16 protein-coding genes are annotated in these 19,237 nt (G+C 38.0%); 4 read left to right on the forward strand and 12 right to left on the reverse strand.

What is annotated here, in order from left to right; all coding sequences use genetic code 11:
• Nucleotides 1–98 precede the first annotated feature (98 nt).
• The 4 genes from CUB63_RS10435 to CUB63_RS10450 form a co-directional block, all read right to left on the reverse strand.
• Complete coding sequence (locus CUB63_RS10435; RefSeq protein WP_006534642.1) at nucleotides 99–593, reverse strand: RidA family protein; 495 nt, start codon at nucleotides 591–593, stop codon at nucleotides 99–101.
• A gap of 45 nt (nucleotides 594–638) precedes the next feature.
• Nucleotides 639–2,060: an NAD(P)/FAD-dependent oxidoreductase gene (locus tag CUB63_RS10440; protein WP_006534641.1), complete on the reverse strand. Its 1,422-nt coding sequence runs from the start codon at nucleotides 2,058–2,060 to the stop codon at nucleotides 639–641.
• Nucleotides 2,061–2,669: 609 nt separating this feature from the next.
• Entirely contained in the window at nucleotides 2,670–4,025 is a 1,356-nt protein-coding gene (gene gorA / locus CUB63_RS10445; protein WP_072064809.1) for a glutathione-disulfide reductase, read from the reverse strand.
• A gap of 144 nt (nucleotides 4,026–4,169) precedes the next feature.
• Entirely contained in the window at nucleotides 4,170–5,012 is an 843-nt protein-coding gene (locus tag CUB63_RS10450) for a 23S rRNA (adenine(2030)-N(6))-methyltransferase RlmJ (RefSeq protein ID WP_006534636.1), read from the reverse strand.
• A 180-nt stretch (nucleotides 5,013–5,192) separates the two neighbouring features.
• Between CUB63_RS10450 and CUB63_RS10455 the strand changes: the two genes are divergently transcribed.
• From CUB63_RS10455 to CUB63_RS10470, 4 genes are all read left to right on the forward strand, one after another.
• On the forward strand, nucleotides 5,193–5,582 hold the full coding sequence (locus CUB63_RS10455) for a DUF1090 domain-containing protein (RefSeq protein WP_006534635.1): 390 nt from the start codon (nucleotides 5,193–5,195) through the stop codon (nucleotides 5,580–5,582).
• Between the two features lie 330 nt (nucleotides 5,583–5,912).
• Nucleotides 5,913–6,932, forward strand: coding sequence for an inner membrane protein YhjD (gene yhjD / locus CUB63_RS10460; RefSeq protein ID WP_109399095.1), 1,020 nt, complete (start codon nucleotides 5,913–5,915; stop codon nucleotides 6,930–6,932).
• 69 nt (nucleotides 6,933–7,001) lie between these two features.
• Nucleotides 7,002–7,211, forward strand: a complete 210-nt coding sequence (locus CUB63_RS10465) for a 2-hydroxymuconate tautomerase family protein (RefSeq protein WP_006534633.1) — start codon at nucleotides 7,002–7,004, stop codon at nucleotides 7,209–7,211.
• 80 nt (nucleotides 7,212–7,291) lie between these two features.
• On the forward strand, nucleotides 7,292–8,302 hold the full coding sequence (locus CUB63_RS10470; RefSeq protein ID WP_109847995.1) for a serine hydrolase domain-containing protein: 1,011 nt from the start codon (nucleotides 7,292–7,294) through the stop codon (nucleotides 8,300–8,302).
• 103 nt (nucleotides 8,303–8,405) lie between these two features.
• Here CUB63_RS10470 and CUB63_RS10475 read toward each other — a convergent pair whose 3' ends face one another.
• The 8 genes from CUB63_RS10475 to CUB63_RS10510 form a co-directional block, all read right to left on the reverse strand.
• Nucleotides 8,406–9,887, reverse strand: coding sequence for an insulinase family protein (locus CUB63_RS10475; RefSeq protein ID WP_006534631.1), 1,482 nt, complete (start codon nucleotides 9,885–9,887; stop codon nucleotides 8,406–8,408).
• 174 nt (nucleotides 9,888–10,061) lie between these two features.
• Entirely contained in the window at nucleotides 10,062–10,772 is a 711-nt protein-coding gene (locus CUB63_RS10480) for a HAMP domain-containing protein (protein WP_109399098.1), read from the reverse strand.
• Nucleotides 10,773–11,301: 529 nt separating this feature from the next.
• Nucleotides 11,302–12,303: a dipeptide ABC transporter ATP-binding subunit DppF gene (dppF, locus tag CUB63_RS10485; protein ID WP_072064816.1), complete on the reverse strand. Its 1,002-nt coding sequence runs from the start codon at nucleotides 12,301–12,303 to the stop codon at nucleotides 11,302–11,304.
• Nucleotides 12,296–13,279, reverse strand: a complete 984-nt coding sequence (dppD, locus tag CUB63_RS10490) for a dipeptide ABC transporter ATP-binding protein (protein ID WP_072064818.1) — start codon at nucleotides 13,277–13,279, stop codon at nucleotides 12,296–12,298. The genes dppF and dppD overlap by 8 nt, the downstream gene beginning before the upstream one ends.
• Nucleotides 13,280–13,291: 12 nt before the next feature.
• Nucleotides 13,292–14,194, reverse strand: coding sequence for a dipeptide ABC transporter permease DppC (gene dppC, locus CUB63_RS10495; protein WP_006534626.1), 903 nt, complete (start codon nucleotides 14,192–14,194; stop codon nucleotides 13,292–13,294).
• A 10-nt stretch (nucleotides 14,195–14,204) separates the two neighbouring features.
• The gene (gene dppB / locus CUB63_RS10500; protein ID WP_072064823.1) at nucleotides 14,205–15,224 is read right to left on the reverse strand and encodes a dipeptide ABC transporter permease DppB; all 1,020 of its coding nucleotides are present in this window, start codon (nucleotides 15,222–15,224) and stop codon (nucleotides 14,205–14,207) included.
• 165 nt (nucleotides 15,225–15,389) lie between these two features.
• On the reverse strand, nucleotides 15,390–16,997 hold the full coding sequence (dppA, locus tag CUB63_RS10505) for a dipeptide ABC transporter periplasmic-binding protein DppA (protein ID WP_109847996.1): 1,608 nt from the start codon (nucleotides 16,995–16,997) through the stop codon (nucleotides 15,390–15,392).
• A 519-nt stretch (nucleotides 16,998–17,516) separates the two neighbouring features.
• Nucleotides 17,517–19,199, reverse strand: a complete 1,683-nt coding sequence (locus tag CUB63_RS10510; protein ID WP_109847997.1) for a ShlB/FhaC/HecB family hemolysin secretion/activation protein — start codon at nucleotides 19,197–19,199, stop codon at nucleotides 17,517–17,519.
• Between the last annotated feature and the right edge of the window lie 38 nt (nucleotides 19,200–19,237).

Raw genomic sequence — 19,237 nt, forward strand, 5'->3', positions numbered from 1 at the left:
AGGCTATAAATGAAATAAAAAACGCCAAAGAAAGTTACCCTTCTCTAGCGTTTTAGTCGATTGTGTTTTACGTCAAAATTGAGTAAAAGCTATCGCTCTTATTTTGCAGGACGAACCGCAATCACTTCAATTTCTACACGCCATGCTGGATTCGCCAGTTTAGCGATTTGGAAAGTTGAGCGTGCTGGCAGTTGGTCAGTTTTCGAAGCATCAAAGTACTTAGAATAACCATCCATAAAACCTTTAAAGTCCATCTCACCTTTAGTTTCTTCACCACCAACTAGGAAGACTTGCATTTTAACAACGTCTTTCATGTCTAGGCCAAGTTCATTTAAGTGAGTTTTAATTTGTTCTAATACACTGATAGTTTGTTCTTCAGTGTTACCATAAGACGCTAATACGCCTTCTGGTGCATCTGCTGATTTCTTAGCAGGTACTTTACCGCTTAAGAATACAAGGTTGTTACCTGCACTCACTTCAACAGATTCTGAAATAGGCATACCGTTTAATTTATGGTGCACAACACCCTCCGCATTCGCGCTTGCTACACCAAAGATAAAAGGCAGGGCAACAAGTAAACTTTTATAACGCATGAAAACTCCTTAACATGTTTAATTTACAGTAAAACAAGGGGTTATTTACTTCTTAAAGCGATCCATACTAAATGGTGTTGGATCAATAACTGGTTTTTTGCCCGTTACGATATCAGCAGTAACTTCACCTGCTGCTGGGCCTTCGGTCATACCCCATACCGTCGCCGTATTAATGACAAGACCAGGGTATTCTTTAACCTCAGAGATAATTGGTAATTCATCAAATGTTGGGCTAACAACAGCACCCCAACGCTCCACAACTTGTGATTTTTCAAATACTGGGAATTCAGCTTTCATTCTTTGGAATACCGCATCTAAGTGCTCAGTATTTTGTGTTGCTGTTGCAATACGATATTGTTCAAACGGTGTTTTTTCATCTAATTTCCAAGATGTTGGCATCTTGAATGAATTAAACAAGTCTTCACCGATAGAGAATTCTAATGGCAGCTCACCACCACCTAATAGGTGCATGAACTTAGGCCCTAATAAGAAGCTATCTTTCACAATAGAACTGGTGAAAATACGCGGTGCGACAGCATAAGTACCGTCGGCTTGTTCACGGAAGTGAATACCATTCGGTAAATGCACGTTACCACGAGGTGCGCCAGGAACACCTGATACACGTTGTTGTGATAAGTAAACATTCAGCGTTGGAATATCAATGCCCATGTTACCCATAAATAAACGTGACCAAATACCACCAGCAAGAACAACGTGAGATGTTCTAATTGCGCCTTTTTCTGTTACAACATCAGAAATTTTACCACCGGCAGTTTCAATGCCTCTTACCGCGCAGTTAGTATAGATTTTTACGCCAATTTGTTTAGCGTAGCGTGCTAATGCAGGTGTTCCTGTTTCGGGATCAACAGAACCTGAGTCTTCTTCAAAAGCAGCAACTGTCCATGGTGTTTGAGCACCAACAAGACGGTTTGATAACTCTTCACCTTTAATAATGCGAGTATTTAATGGTGTATCAAATCCCGCAGTTTCTTTTGCTGTTTTGATCCACGCTTGAGCTTTATCAAATGCTTTTTCATCAGCAAGCGCTTCTACACGACCTTGTGTACGATAACTAGTATCAGCACCAATTTTCTCGTTCATTCCGCGCCATAAGATTTTCCCGTAATGGTGCAATGGGAAAATTTCTGGTGATGTTTGATAACTAATAATTTGGCTGTATGCACGGCCAGATTGTTCACCGCCAATCTCGCCCTTTTCTAAAATAGTGACACTCATGCCACGTTCTGCAAGGTTGATAGCAGTCATGATACCTTGAATACCACCACCAATAATCACTGCATCAGACTCTTTAGGCAGCGCACCCTCTGTACCTTCGACAAATGATGCTCTAGATTTAGCTTCAACGAATTTGCCATCACGGCGCACCATTGGAACTAATGCAGCACCACCGGCCAAAACCCCCGCAGCACCAACACCTAAAAGCAGCTTTCTCCTTGAAATTTTCATCTTCTACCTCAGTAATGGATTTACCATTTATATTTATAATGTCATTCATTTATTGCCTTAAAATTGAATAATACCATAGTTTATTATATTGTTAATAATTATAATTATTTGTTAACCATTTCTTAGAATAACAATATCCATAGATACAATATGGTTACTTCAATCGTTTTTTTTCATAGAAATTCATCACTCAATGAAATAACAATGAGAACTTTATCTTTATTACATATTGATAAATAATGAGATAATAAGAATGAAATAAGTTTTAAATAGAAAAAGTAATTGTTTAAATAATTAACATTTTGATACAAACAACAAGGAGGGTCTGTAAAAAATTATTTACAAAACAAGCAAAATCGATAGCACAATTGCATAAATAAAAAGATGATCCTAATCCTGTAATAACCTTATTTTCACAAAATAAGTAAATTCACTTAATAACTGGTTTGTTGGTCAGTAAGTAGACGAATATGCTTTTGGGAAAATGCATAGAAAGAGGAGGTTTGAGTTCGAAATAAAGCTAGGTTAAGTCAAAATTTTCAATAAAAAAGCCAGAGCGTTAAACTCTAGCTTTTGCATATTAATATCAAAGTAAGCCGTATTACGTGCTTATCTCATCGTAACAAATTCTTCTGCCGCTGTAGGGTGGATTGCCACAGTATCATCAAAGTCTTTTTTCGTTGCCCCCATTTTCAGAGCCACAGCAAAACCTTGTAGCATTTCATCCATGCCAAACCCAATACCATGAATACCAACAATTTTTTCATCGGCACCAACACAAACTAACTTCATACGGCATGGTTGACGATGACGAGTCACGGCACTATACATTGCGGTGAAAGACGATTTATACACTTTAACTTGATCAGCACCATATTGCTCAATCGCTTGAGGCTCTGTTAAACCAACAGTACCAATAGCAGGATGGCTAAATACAACGGTTGGAATATTTGAATAGTCTAAATGTTCGTTAGGTTTGTTGTTAAATAAACGCTCGGATAACCGACGCCCTGCGGCAACAGCAACTGGCGTTAATTCAACCGCACCAGTATTATCGCCAACCGCATAAATTCCTTTTACATTGGTGTTTTGGAATTTATCGACTTTGATATAACCTTTTTCATTTAACTCAACACCCGTTACTGCCAGATTCAAATTATCTGTTGCAGGTTCACGACCAATCGCCCAGATTAAGGTATCAACAATCTGTTCTGTACCATTTTCCAGTTGTAGCGTTAAACTTCCGTCGGCATTTTTAATCACAGCTTTAGGAATGGCATGTGTGTGTAACTTAGGCCCTTCGGTTTCCATCACTTCTAACAGTGTTTCAACAATTAATGGGTCAAAATTACGCAGTGGCGCATGTTTACGCACAAATAAATGAGTTTCACTACCTAAAGCATTTAACACACCAGCAAGTTCAACAGCGATATAACCAGCACCAACAACAGCAACACGTTTTGGTAAAGCTTTTAATTCAAAGAAACCATCAGAATTAATACCATATTCAGCACCTGGAATATTAGGCTGAACAGGACGACCACCTGTTGCAATTAGAATATTATCCGCTGTGATCTTTTCACCATTGACTTCAATAGTATTGGCATCAACAAAACGAGCAAAACCTTGGATAACATCAACTTTGTTATTACCTAAGACACGGTCATAAGATTGATGAATTCGGTCAATATAAGCAGAACGGCTACTGATGAGTGTATCCCAATCAAAACGGTTCACCGTAGTGTCAAAACCATAATCAGGGCCATATTGATGAATAGCTTCAGCAATTTGCGCCGCATGCCACATCACTTTTTTAGGTACACAGCCCACGTTAACACAAGTGCCACCTAATGCTTTCGCTTCAATTAATGCACATTTTTGTCCATACATTGCTGCTCTATTAATTGACGCGATACCGCCACTACCGCCACCGATGGCGATGTAATCGTAATGTTTGCTCGTCATTTATCTGATCCATTTATCTGTAGAAAAATAGGTAACTCACAGTCTAAGCCTTTCATATCATGATATCTATTATGACAAAATTTAAAACATAGCTCGTCAGATTTTAGCTTTTACAGTAATAGACAAAAACAATAATAAAGATACTTATTCTGGTACAACCCACTCAACTAATGTATGCCCAATACCCTCAGGAACTAAGGTTTTATGTAACCAAGGAAGTATTGATTTCATTTGTGATTCTAATTTCCAAGGTGGATTAATCACAATCATGCCTGATGCCGTCATCCCGAGTTGATCACTATCGGGTTTCACTGCTAATTCAATTTGTAAAATTTTACGGATCCCTGTTGCTTCAAGCTCTTTTAACATGCGTTTGATTTGCTGACGATGAACCACGGGATACCAAATCGCATAAGTTCCCGTCGCAAATCGCTTATGACCTTCAACAATACCTTTAACAACGGCAGAATAGTCTTGTTTAAGTTCATAAGGTGGATCAATTAATGCGAATCCACGCCGACTTGGTGGAGGTAACTTAGATTTTAATTGGCCAAAACCATCTTCACGAGAAACTCTAGCTCGCTCATCACGAGAAAATTCTGTGCGTAATAAAGGAAAATCTGTCGGATGTAATTCTGTTAGCATTAAAGAATCTTGTTCTCTTAGTAATTTACCCGCTAACAGAGGTGATCCCGGATAATAACGCAGTTCCCCATTTGCGTTTAATTCTCCAACCGCTTCAAGGTAAGGCAAAATAAGCTCTGGCACTTCTTCTTGCTGCCATAAACGCGCAATCCCTTCTAAATATTCACCGGTACGAGTCGCATGAGCATTGGTTAATTGATAACGTCCAGCGCCAGCATGAGTATCAAGATAAAGGAAAGGTTTCTCTTTCTCTTTTAAAGACTCAATGATCAGTGTTTGAACAATATGTTTTAAAACATCGGCGTGGTTGCCAGCATGGAAACTATGGCGATAGCTCAGCATTCTTTATCTTCCGTTAGAAATAAGTATAGCTTAGTAATTAATTTACTCTGAAATAGTGATTGAACTCAGTGTATCAGAAAAAGCCGAACTTCTTCATTGAAAGCGAAAGAAACGTTGTGTCTTAGTACCCAACCGTTATGATAAGTCCATATTTCACTTAAGTTTAAATAGGATATTAAAATGAAAAAAGTACTCTTTACCGCAATTGCATTAACACTCTCCATTAGCAGTGCGTATGCCAACACCTCAATAAATGGCTGCGAGATTAAAAAACAAAATATCCAAAAACAGATGGAATATGCGAAAGCACACGGTAATCAATACCGTATCCAAGGCTTAGAGCGAGCATTACAAAATGTTGAGCGCTATTGCACACCAGAAAGAGTGGTTGAAAACACGCGCCTTGAATTACGTGAAAAACAACTTGATATCAAAGAGCGCGAGCTCGAATTAAAAGAAGCACAACTTAAGGGTGATGCAGATAAAATTGCTAAACAAGAAAGAAAGCTAGCTGAAGAAAAAGCAGAATTAAAAGCTATTGAAGAAGAATTAAATCTACTGACAAAGTAGTTATCATCAGTAATTAATGCCTACTCCTTATTTGACTGTGAAACACAGAATAAAACAATAAGTGAGTAGCCATTCTCTTATTAAACCAAACTTAATATCAGAATTGCTGTATTGGTTTTTTATCTTTTATTAAGTACAAGATTACCGACACCTTTTGGCAGAGCATCATCTACACTTAAGCCAGAACAAACAAATAGATCGCTTAAAATAGTGGCTAATGATAAGAAGCATAAGGTGTGTAATAGAAATTAAGCTATGCTATTTTTGAGTAGAAATTATAGTAATGCCACTAATTTATTAAAAATGGACTGATCTAATTAAAGAGGATATATGTCAGAAGAGCAACAACCCAAAACAGAGAACGAAAAAACTCAACTGACTCAGCCACTCAAGAAAGGGCTGGAAAAAGGATTACATGGTGGAAAAAAAGCCATCGGTATTGGGATAAAAATTAGTCATTTCATTACCAATATTCCTTTTATTGCACATCTTATTCGTGCCGCAGAGCGCTTTACTGACAGAATGGGAAATCAGTTTGGTGCTGCTATCACTTATTTCTCATTTTTATCATTAATCCCTGTATTAATGCTTTCCTTTGCCTGTGCCGGTTTTGTTTTAGCCTCAAATCCCGATTTGCTCGCTAAATTAATCACAGGTGTCGCAAATAGCATTGACGATCCAACACTTGCATCTACGGTCCAACAAAGTATTGATACCGCAGTTCGCCAGCGTACAACCGTTGGTTTAACCGGTTTAGCGATTGCTCTTTATTCTGGTGTTAATTGGGTGGGTAATTTACGCCAAGCTATTTTGGCGCAATCACGCCCCGTATGGGAAAGAAACAAAGAAGAGCAAGAGAAAATCTATTTCCGCTATTTTCGTGACTTTTTAGCGCTAATTGGCTTACTTTTTGCGTTAATTTTCACTATTACACTCACATCTGTAGCGGGTTCGGCCCAAAGAATGATTGTTCATATATTGGGATTAGACGGTATTGAATGGCTAACGCCAGTATGGACAACAATAGGTTTAACTATTTCCATTACTGCAAACTATTTACTATTTTTATGGATATTGTGGATCTTACCTCGCCATCAACCCAAACGAATTTCACTTATGAAAGGCACGCTTATCGCTGCCATTGGTTTTGAAATTTTAAAATCCGTTATGACATGGATGCTACCAAGAATAGCAAGCTCACCTTCAGGTGCTGCATTTGGTTCAGTGATAGGTTTGATGGCTTTCTTCTACTTTTTTGCCCGATTAACACTCTTTTGTGCCGCTTGGATCGCCACTGATGGCCCAAATATGCGCAAAGAACAGTTGGTTGAAACGCAATCAACATCTTAACTTTATGATAAAACTATATGGTTAATTCCCTACATTAACCGCCTATAAATAACGTAATAAGGAAAAACAATGCCATACGTTAATATTAAAATTACACGCGAAGGTGCAACCGCTGAGCAAAAAGAGCAACTCATTGCGGGAGCAACACAACTTTTGGTTGATGTCTTAGGCAAAAATCCAGCAACTACCGTTGTAGTAATTGATGAAGTTGAAACAGATAACTGGGGAATAGGCGGTAAAACAGTAACAGAATTACGAGCAGCAACAAAAAGTAAATAAAAAATTTCTGCAATATAAATAAAGGGTGTCAAGTACACCCTTTTTGCTGATTTATTTTCCTGACAGATAAGGAAGTAACTATGGTTAAATCAATGACTGATGCTTTTCATGCTTTACCTTCAGCAAGCGCTATCTATATTACAGGTGCAGGCATTCAATACCCTTTTGGTATGGCTCACGGATTTGCTGACGAAAGTACCCAAAAAAAATTAACTGTAGATACCCCATTTCGCATCGCTAGTAATACGAAAACCTTTCTCGCCGCTGCTTTTTTACGTTTATGGGAGCAGGATGCTTTATCCCTTGATGATGATATAACTAAATATTTAAGTGCGAATTATCAACAGACATTATTAGAGCTAGGCTATGATCTTAAAACCATTACACTACGCCATTTATTAAGCCATAGCAGTGGATTACTCGACCATGCAAATGAAGCTTACTTTGAAGAAGTGATTAAAGATCCCTCTCATAAATGGACACGAGAAGAGCAAATAGCACACTATGCTCAACAAGGCTTTCCCATTATTCCAGCCGGAAAACGCTTCATTTATTCAGATACTGGATACATTTTGTTAGGTGACATCCTTTCTAAGTTTATGAGAAAAAATATGGCCACCGCCGTTCGTGAATTATTGCATTTTCAAGACTTAGATTTACCACAAACGTGGTGGGAGGGTTTAGAACAACAACCTAAGCATCCTAAAGTACGAGCTAGACAATTTGCAGGTGAGCATGAAGGTACTCATATTGATGCATCAATGGATGCTTTTGGCGGTGGCGGGCTTGTGATGACAACCCTTGAGTTAGCTAAATTTACAGCTGATCTCTTCGAAGATAGAGTTTACTTGCATCCATCAACCTTAAAAGAGATGAAATGGCAAGGTTCACATACAGGTGCGACAAATTATCGTTTAGGTCTAATGGCCGAAGAAACTGACCTAGGCACACTTTACTATCACCTTGGTTATTGGGGCTCAGCAGCTTACTACTTACCTGAAAAAAAGATTGCTATTGCAGGTTTTATAACTCAAAGAAATAACCGTGAAGATTTGATTACCATTATTAAAGAAGCATTTAAACGCCTTTAATATCAAAAAAACAAAAAGCCAAAAATGTATCAATAACACTTTTAGCTTTTTGTTTATTTTATCGCGGATATTTTTTCAATATCTGTCTATTTCTGTTCTATTACTATTTCGCTGTTGTTACCACTGACGTTGTTACAGCAGGTGCAGGTGTATTTGCCGTTTCTGGATGAACTTGCTTTTCAAATTGAATACGTAATTCACCTAAATTTACGGTTGGCGTTTCACCACTTTGTGTTAATACAAAAGTAATATCTTCAGATAGAATTCTTGAAAGTTCCTGATTTAATGTCTCTTTTGTTAAACCCGCTAAAAATGCTTGGCGTAAACGTTGATATTGTTCAGGTGGAATATCAATAATATTGCTTTGTTGTGATAACAGACGCTGATTAATTAAAATCGCTGTGCTGGTTTTTGCATAACGTGCAAACAACTGAGTTAACTGCAGCTGTTTCTCTTGTTGCAACTCTTGGTATAACTCATCGCTGATGCCTTGATTACGCAAGCGACCCAATTCTTCTCCCACCCATGATGCTAATGCAGGAATATGCGCTGTGACAGTATCAAGATTTAAAGAACAACTTGCACGTTGATATTGTACTCGGCAATCAATGTTAATCTGAGTGCTGTCTTTTTCCTTACGTTGTTCAAGGCTACGACCTAAATGCACAAAAATCACTTCACGAGCTAAATCACTTAACCAATATTTGTTTAACGTGTCAGAGTCTTTTACTGGCGACCAGTCTAAATCCCAAATTAAAGCAATTTGGTCTTTTACACGCATAGGCTCTTGCACATATAACGTTTCAGGTTTCATATCGGCAAGGACAGGTACTGGAACGGGTGTTACACGCTTTCCTGATAGCGATGAAAAGGCTTGATTAATACTTTCAGTCAATAATCGATTATCAACATTACCTGCAACATAAAGCGTCATCATATCCGGGGTATACCAACGCTGCTGATAATCTGACAACTCTTTAGTATTTACAGATTGATTAACAGGTTTTCCCGGATTGCGGCCTTTTAAATTAGAGCCTTCAAGACGTGAACGCCAGATAGGATCTTCAATGTTAAGAGGAAACGTTGCAATCGGAAGTGGCGATTGAACTGCGTTACGAACCGCATCTTCAGTATATTGTGCGGGTTTAGCAATACCTGCTAACAATGCAAAAGCATCCTTTAACAACTCAGGCTGGTTGTTCGGTAAACTTAAATTATAAACAGTAAAATCATATGAAACGATCATTGGAGGCAACGGATAGTCAGGATCTAACGCATTTTTCCATAAATTATCGCGTTTTTCTGGTGTTAAACCTGTATTTTCCAAAACGTTGAGTTTGGACACTAAGGATGAAAAACCCGTTTCACTGCTTTTTTCTGACAAAGATCCCGTATTAACTAATAAACGGATCTGTATTCTATCATTTGGGCGTTGCGGTGTTTGTAAGATTTGCCACTGAAAGCCATTTGCTAGTCGCCCTTCTTGCCAAGCAGGATCAGGCTGTAAAGCCTCCGCTTGAACTTGGCAAACAACAGCGCCAAACATAACGCTTCCCAATAAAATTCGTGTCATTACACCCTGCATGTGAACCTCTATTGTATTAATCCTTGGTATTAAACCACTTATGAGGTTTAACAATAAGTGCCAAAAGACATGTTAGATGTTGGATATCTATTTTTTGTATTATCATTCTTTATCACCACAGAAACATGAAATAAAATCACTATAGTGATTAGACTCATTATGGCGTAAGAAGGTTCAGACCTTCGGCAATTTTTGATCAGATTTTTGATGATTATATCCTTTAACCAGCAAACCAATCTCATCATCACAATGTGATTTTGGACAAGATAACGCTGAAACTTGGCTATCTTTATTGAGAGTGACGGCAATTTGGCGTAACGGTTTTACAACAATACGATTAATACACCAACTAATAGCAACCGTTAGAATAAGCCCCATCAACAGATATGTTGTTAGCATTAATGCAACAGTATTACTGGTAAAACGATAAAAACGATTTGTGTCAGCCTGTAAAATGAGATGACCACCATAGGACTTATCATCTGTTGAAGTAATACCTAAAGGCTGTAAAGGAATAACAGCTTCAACGGGAATACCAAAAAGCCAACTTGAGAATTCAGAGACTTCTTTCTTAGGTGCAAAATCTAAATTCATCACTTGCACATTTTCAGGTTGCATAACAATCGCTTTACCCAAAATACCCGTCGCTTTTAGTGCAACTATTTGTTGTTTAGCATCATTCAAATCTGATCGTAACAATGCATCAGCGAGTGGTTGCTGAATACTGACACCGGCATTAAAAAGCTGATTTTGATAATCTTCGCGGCGTTGATCAATCAAATAAACAAGTTGAATACTGATAAAAATAGCAATAGTCACCAACGTAACGCCCGCAACAGCGGCCATCTGTTTTATTGTTAATGAATGTTTAAGATGAGGTTTCATCGTTGCTATTTCCGGTAACCATGCTTGAACAAAGGGGATTATACTGTATTTTTTCGATTATGTATCACTCTCAATAAAGAAAATAACATTATAAAAAGCGCTTATCCATTAAAATGGAAGTAGATAAATATATAATAATTATTATTTGAGTATAGTTATAAGATAAAAATAGTAAAATAAAAATAAAACCTTACTCTCTTCTTATTACTTACAACTAATCTACTTTATTTTAATAAAAAGATACAATTCACTAAAAAATACCAAAGTATATAAAATTAAACTCTGAAAACCCCTTATTTTAAAGTTAGAATACAATACTAAGCGTAATGTACTTCTTAATAAAAAACATTATTTCCCTTTAATATCATTGAGGTTTACATTTTAAAAGCTCACATAAATATAATATTTTATATTTATAAGATTATTATTAGATTATTTAGTTAAAATTTATTAAACATTATTAATGAAAAAAATAAGAACAATATAAATAAGTATATTGTTCTTATTTAATGAGATAAATTTATTTTATTTAAACTATCACGCTATCTTGCTCCACCGCAAAACAAGCAATAAGTTGGCCATTATAATCTTTTAAAGTTGGCTGTAATTGACTGCATGGCCCAAATGCACGACGGCAACGAGCTGCAAAAGCACAACCTGGTGGTGGATTTAACGGGCTTGGTAATTCTCCCGTTAATTTAATACGCTCTCGTCTTAATTCAGGCGTCAATCTTGGGGTTGCTGATAACAATGCCTGCGTATAAGGATGTTGCGGATTTTCAAAAATTTGAGCTTTTGTTCCTTTTTCAACACAACGTCCTAAATACATTACAATAACTTCATCTGCAATATGCTCAACAACCGACAGATCATGAGAAATAAAAACATAAGAAAGTCCCATATCTTGTTGCAGATCCATCATCAAATTCAGTACTTGAGCACGAACTGATACATCCAGTGCAGAAACAGGCTCATCCGCTACCACAATGTCTGGATCAAGCATCAAACCACGAGCAATAGCAATACGCTGACGTTGACCACCAGAAAACATATGTGGGTATCGACTATAATGCTCTGTCTTTAATCCCACTTTAGCCATCATTGATAATACTTTCTCTTTACGTTCAGAGGCATTCAATGTTGTATTGATCAATAAAGGCTCTTCTAAAATTTGCCCTACTTTTTTACGCGGGTTTAATGATCCATAAGGATTTTGAAATACAATTTGGATCTTTTGGCGGCGCAATTTCTCTGCTGATTTATCTTTGATCAACAGATTTTGCCCACGGTAAGAAAGCTCTCCTGAAGTAGGAATTTCAATCATGGTTAATAATCGACCTAATGTCGATTTTCCACAACCTGATTCACCAACAACCGCCAATGTTTTACCGCGCTCTAATTCAAAAGAGACACCATCAAGCGCTTTCACTGTTCTCTCTTTTGAAAACAGCCCGCCTTTTACGCTGTAATACTTGGCTAAATTGACCGCCTTTAATAAGGGAGTAGTGACATTTGGATTAACTTCAACCATGAGTAGGTCTCCCTGTATTATCTAACGGTGTATGGCATTTCACGCGATGTGTTCCCAATTCTCTTAAAGCAGGTTCAGTTTTATAGCATTCATCATGAGCATAAGGACAACGTGGATTGAGTAAACAACCTGTTGGTCGATCATAGCGTCCCGGTACAACGCCCGATAACGATGCTAATCGCGCTTTATTACTCGCGAACTCCGGAAGTGCTCTTAATAATGCTTGTGTATAAGGATGGCGAGGCGCTTTAAAAATTTCTGATGCTTTTCCGGATTCCACCACTTGCCCCGCATACATCACAATAATGGTGTCGGCAGCTTCTGCCACTAATGCTAGATCATGGGTGATCAACACTAACGCCATATTTTCTTGTTTTTGTAAATCAAGCAAAAGCTCTATAATTTGAGCCTGAATAGTCACATCCAGTGCCGTAGTCGGTTCATCAGCAATCAATAATTTAGGGCGACAAGCGATTGCCATTGCGATCATAACACGCTGACTCATTCCCCCCGAAAGCTGGTGTGGATAGATATCTAAGCGAGAAGCTGGATCAGGAATACCCACCAGCGTTAAGAGGTCGATAGCACGCTGCTTACGTGTTTTACGACTTCCTCCCTGATGTACTTTTAACGCCTCCATAATTTGATAGCCAACCGTAAAGCAAGGATTCAAGCTTGTCATCGGATCTTGGAAAATCATCGCAACATCAGCACCAACTAAATTGCGTCGCTCTGATTCAGAAATTTTCATCAGATCTCTACCATCAAAATAGAGCTCTTGTGCACTCACTCGCCCAGGGAAATCAATAAGCCCCATAATCGCTAATGAGCTGACTGATTTACCTGAACCTGATTCCCCTACAATACCGACCACTTGCCCTTCTTCAACTTGATAGCTAATTCGGTCTACCGCTTTAAACGGAGTATCTTCATCACCAAAGTGAACAGATAGTTGATTAATATTTAGTAATGCCATGTTCTTACTCCGTTACTGCTTTAATTTCGGATCAAGCGCATCTCGTAAACCATCACCCATTAAGTTAAAGGCTAATACGGTAAACAAAATCGCCAAACCAGGAAACGTCACAACCCACCATGCACTTTGTGTAAACTGCAACACATCAGATAACATGGTTCCCCATTCAGGTGTTGGTGGTTGCGCACCCATGCCTAAAAAGCCCAATGCCGCCATATCTAAGATTGCATTAGAAAAACCGAGAGAGGCTTGAACAATTAAAGGTGCAAGGCAGTTAGGTAAGATATTGATAAACATTTGACGCAGTGAACCTGCACCAGCAACGCGAGACGCAATAACATAGTCACGGTTTACTTCAATCAAAACAGCAGCTCGTGTTAATCGGACATAATGCGGTAAGGCGACAAAAGTTAATGCAATAGACGCATTAACAATAGAAGGCCCAAAGATGGCTACCAACACTAATGCTAATAATAAACTGGGTAATGCCAGCATAATATCGACCACTCGCATAATGCCGATATCCACAAGTCCACCGAAATAACCCGCCACCAGTCCTAGAATAATTCCTAAAATAAGTGATAGTACGACAACGATACAGCCAACTAATAACGAAAGGCGAGCACCAAACATTAAGCGAGAAAGAATATCCCTGCCAACATCATCAGTACCTAGAATAAATTGCCAACTTCCCCCTTCTTGCCAAACAGGAGGCGCTAATAAGAAATCACGAAATTGCTCATTCGGTGCATGAGGTGCAAGAAAGCCTGCAAATAGCGCAATCAGCAACATAATCACGATATAAATTAATCCAACAACTGCGCCCTTATTTTGTTTAAAATAGTGCCAAAATTCTTGGAAGGGTGTCATGGGAGCCGGTGCATTGATGACCGGTGTAACTTTATTTTCAGTCATTATGCATTCCTTATTTTTTATGGCGAATACGTGGATTCACAATGCCATAAAGAACATCAACCAACAGATTGACAAAAATAATCATCGTTGCAATTAACAGCACACCACCTTGAACTACGGGGTAATCTCGTCGTTGTAAGGCATCAATTAACCAGCGCCCTAATCCCGGCCATGAGAAGATGGTTTCTGTTAAGATTGCGCCAGCCAGCATTGTCCCAACTTGTAATCCAATTACAGTGACAACAGGTAACATCGCATTGCGTAGTGCGTGGATAAGAATAACGCGAGCACGACTTAAGCCTTTTGCTCTAGCAGTACGAATATAATCTTCACCTAATACTTCAAGCATTGAAGAACGCGTCATACGCACTATCACAGCTAAAGGAATGGTTCCTAATACAATGGCAGGTAAAATAATGTGATGGATAGCATCAATAAAATCCCCTTCTTCACCCCAAATAAAGGTATCAATTAGCATAAATCCGGTAAGAGGATTACTATCATCTAAAAAGACACTATCAGCGAGGCGGCCAGAAACAGGGGTTAGGTCTAATTTTACAGACACTAACATGATTAACATGATCCCCCACCAGAAGATGGGCATAGAATAACCGGCTAATGACACACTAATCGCAGTATGATCAAAGATAGAGCCACGTTTTACCGCAGCTAAAACACCTACGGGAATACCGACTGAAACCGCGAAGATCATGGCACAAACGCCAAGTTCTAAAGTGGCTTTAAAACGTGGTAAAAATTCATCCCAGACGGGAATGCGGCTTTTTAACGAAATACCCAAATCACCATGAAAAATACCATTTAGGTAATTGAGGTATTGTTGCCATAACGGCTTATCCAAGCCTAATTCTGCCATTAAATAAGCATGTCGTTCTGGAGAAAGTCCACGCTCACCCGCCATAATCATGACCGGATCACCGGGAATAAGATGAACGAAAATAAACGTCAGTAATGTAATTCCGATAAACGTAGGGATCACAAGTCCCAAACGTTGAAGGATAAATTGCAGCATATCCTAATTCTCTTTTCAAACATCAGCTAAAAGATAGCGCTGATAAATCAGAGGAAAGTCCTCTGCGCTCACAGTGTACTGAATGTATTCGTTATTATTGAATAGCGGTGTCTTTCATCAAGAAAGACACCGTACTTAAAGCAACCCAACAATTAGGTATTGCTCTTATTTAAGAGAGACATTCTCGAAGTGATGTTTGCCTAATGGATCAACCACGTAGTTTTCTACTTTTTTACTCACTGGTTCATAAACAGTCGAGTGAGCAATAATTAGAGCAGGTGCTTGATCATGCATCACAACTTGAGCTTGTTTGTAGAGTTCAACACGTTTGTCGTGATCGGCGGTGATCCGTGCTGGTTGGATCAGATCTTCAAATGGCTTATAGCACCATTTTGAATAGTTCGAACCTTGCTCTTTTGCTGCACAACTAAATAGCGTAGCGAAGAAGTTATCTGGATCCCCGTTATCGCCTGTCCAACCCATCATAACCGCTTGGTGTTCACCGGATTTAGCACGTTTGAGATATTCACCCCACTCGTAACTTACTATTTTGGTTTTAACGCCAATTTTTTCCCAATCCGCTTGTACCATTTCAGCCATACGACGTGCATTTGGATTATAAGGACGTTGTACTGGCATTGCCCATAAATCGATGGTAAAGCCATCAGCAAGGCCCGCTTCTTTTAGCAGTGCTTTAGCTTTTTCAGGATTATATTCATAATCGACGATATCATCGTTATAACCCCACATTGTTGGTGGAATAAGATTTTTCGCTTTCTGGCCAGCACCTTGATAAACCGCTTCAATAATGGCGTCTTTATTCACAGCCATACTTAATGCTTGGCGAACTTTTTGGTTATCCAGTGGTTTTTTCTCGACGTTAAACGAGATATAACCCACATTTAAACCGGGTTGTTCTAACAAATTGATATCGCTATTTTGTTTCATCTTCTCAATATCAGCAGGATTTGGGAAAGGCATTACCTGACACTCACCTTTTTGCAGTTTTGCATATCGTACAGAGGCATCAGGTGTAATAGAGAAGACTAAACGGTCAATATCTGGTTTTTTACCCCAATATTGGTCATTGGCTTTATAAAGAATACGAGAATCTTTTTGATATTGCTGTAATTGAAAAGGCCCTGTACCGATAGGCTCGAGATCTACTTTCTCAGGTGTACCTGCTTTCATCATATTATCCGCATATTCAGCAGATAATATGGATGCAAAGTCCATCGCCATATCAGCAATAAAAGGGGCTTCTGAACGAGTTAGAACAAAACGAACGGTATGATCATCAACTTTCTCGATCTTCTCGATCATGTTGTTCATATCCATTCCTGAGAAGTATTCATAACTTCCGCCAGAAACTTTATGGTAAGGATGTTGTGGGTCCATTTGACGCATAAACGTGTACATCACGTCATCCGCATTAAATTCACGGGTAGGCTTAAAGGTCTTACTACTATGCCAATTCACCCCTTTACGCAAATGGAAGGTATACACTTTTCCATCATCGCTCACATCCCAGCTTTCAGCTAAGCCCGGAATAATTTCTGTTGTACCCAGTTTAAATTCAACTAAACGGTTATAAATAGGCACTGAACTTGCGTCATAGGTTGTTCCAGAGGTAAATAACTGAGGGTTAAATCCTTCAGGTGAACCTTCAGAGCAATACACCAATGTTTTGGCCTGTACACCCGCAGAAACAGCGAATGCAAGCAATCCAATTGTGGCGGTCAAAATTCCTGTCTGTTTTTTGGAGCTTTTCATCATTACTCTCCGAAATTGTTCTGTTGTGTTTTGGTTTCCTATTTAAAAACGGAATACCTTTTTATTTTGTCATTGTTCAATTAACCAACTGTATTCCCTTACGTCAATAAGGCATTAGAAGGTAAAAAGAACTCTTTATAAACACAAATGAAACAAATATCGAACAAACTCAGAATAAAAAAATAAGTATCTGGCTAATATCTAGTCAAAAAAACCACATATTAAAAAATCCTTAAGTGAAATAACTGTTTTAAAAAAAGCCATAATTTGTGATTGAACGCTTAAATATTAAACGAATATATTGAAATGAAACAAAGAAATGGATGATTTATTCTGTTAGCCCTAAAAAATAACACCACACATAGAAGATAATCAGTGCAATACTAAGCTAACTTAAAAAGAGAAAAATGCCTTTTTCTCTTTTTAACTACTAGAATGCTATATAAGCCAATAATATATAGTTATTTATCAAATGATTTACAAAATCAATAGTAAAAAATATAAGATAAACCACCAAAATCAGAAGTTAAATTGGGCGTTGAAATTAAACTGTGATCCTGTTGCTTTTCTACTAGAAGGGGCCGATAACGGTATGCTCCATATTAACTGATAACTCAGCTGTTTAAAGCTTCCTTCTAGCCCTGTTGCTGCACCAATCAAATATTTATTTTTATTATAAAAAACGTTTTTTCTCTCTTCAGAGACGGAACCATAATCTATTGCAGAGAATAGCATTTGGTTATTAAAGGGTGTAAGCCAAGTGACCTTGTGTCGGGAAACAAACTGATTTGCATCAGAATAACCTTTGCCTGACTCAAAACCATACACACTATATAAACCGCCGATATTTGCTTTATCAAGTAACCCATCAATATCCGATCGAGTTAGTTGAAACAGTATTTCTGGCTGATAAAAAAATAACTGTGAATTAATTTTAAAAGGAATTAACGCTTCTAAATTAATATTAAAAATTGGCACACCATTAAGCGAATCTATCGGAGAAAGTTTAGCGCCAGGAATAAAAACGCTCTGCTTATAATTAAATTTAGTATTAAGATAACCCCCTCTCATAAAACGATAATTTTGCTCAATACCCGCATTAACATAAGGGCTACGACGCTCATGTACTGATAAGCGATAGCCTGACATTTCATTTCGGTAAGTGTAATACTGAATTCCCCCTTTTAAAGTCACTGTACGCTGCGTTGAGGGTCTAAACTGGCGCTGGATCTCAAAGGAAAGAAGTTGTTGACGCGTTTTTTGTAACTTTTTTGTCGTTTCCGATATTCTACGGTTTGATCCAATGTTATAACCAAATAATGTCGCACGCCAATAATGATAAGGTACCTGCCATAAAAAGATCTGCTTTTTGATACCTCTTGATTTTAAGGTATCAAGTTGACTTGAAAGAATAACCATTAATGTGTCATTAAGTTGCGCTAAATTACCAAAGCTTAACCTTGTCGTACCAAATAGATCTCCGTAAATTTTTTGCTCTTTATTATCAATCGATACCGAGCCTGCGACTGTCCTTTTTCCAACTTGAGAAAGAGAAATAATTGACTCATTTTCTTTTGATGATGGTTCTATCTGAATTTTGACATTACTTTTAGGAATGGTTTTGAAATTTTCAGCGCCCTGTTCAATATCTTTAATATTTAAAATATCGCCTTTTTTTATAGGCATCGCCTGTGAGATCAAATAGTGTTTATCTGTCGACGTTTTAGAAACAATGTCTTGTACTTTCCCGACATTTAATGTGATATCCAATACCTCGTCATCAGCATAAAGATCAACGTTACCCACTTCACTCGTCACATAGCCAGCATCATAAAGCATCGCATTAAGAATATTGATATCTTGTTCTAATAATGATTGCGAATGACAATGCCCTATTAATGCTGCTTGCCATTTCGCCACTTGGCGTTGTAATGATGGAGAAGAAAACTCCTCCAAATGATGAATTTTTACCTGTTTGATTGAAAAACATGGCAAAGAAGGCGTGACAAACTCCATTTTATTTTGTTGCGCTAAATTCACTAAAGAGACACTGTCATTTTGTTGTAGTAAGTCATCTCTAAGTTGTGTCTCTGTTGGTAAATCTACTGGTACGGAAAGATCAATATGACTTTCATTCGCTACAGAGAAAAAGGCACAACACCATAAAATACAGTAGATTAGAATAGACAACTCAATACGCATTCAATTTACACTCTTATACAGGGAATAGGAGTGTTATG

The organism is Proteus penneri (assembly GCF_003144535.1).
GTDB classification, from domain to species: Bacteria; Pseudomonadota; Gammaproteobacteria; order Enterobacterales; family Enterobacteriaceae; genus Proteus; species Proteus penneri.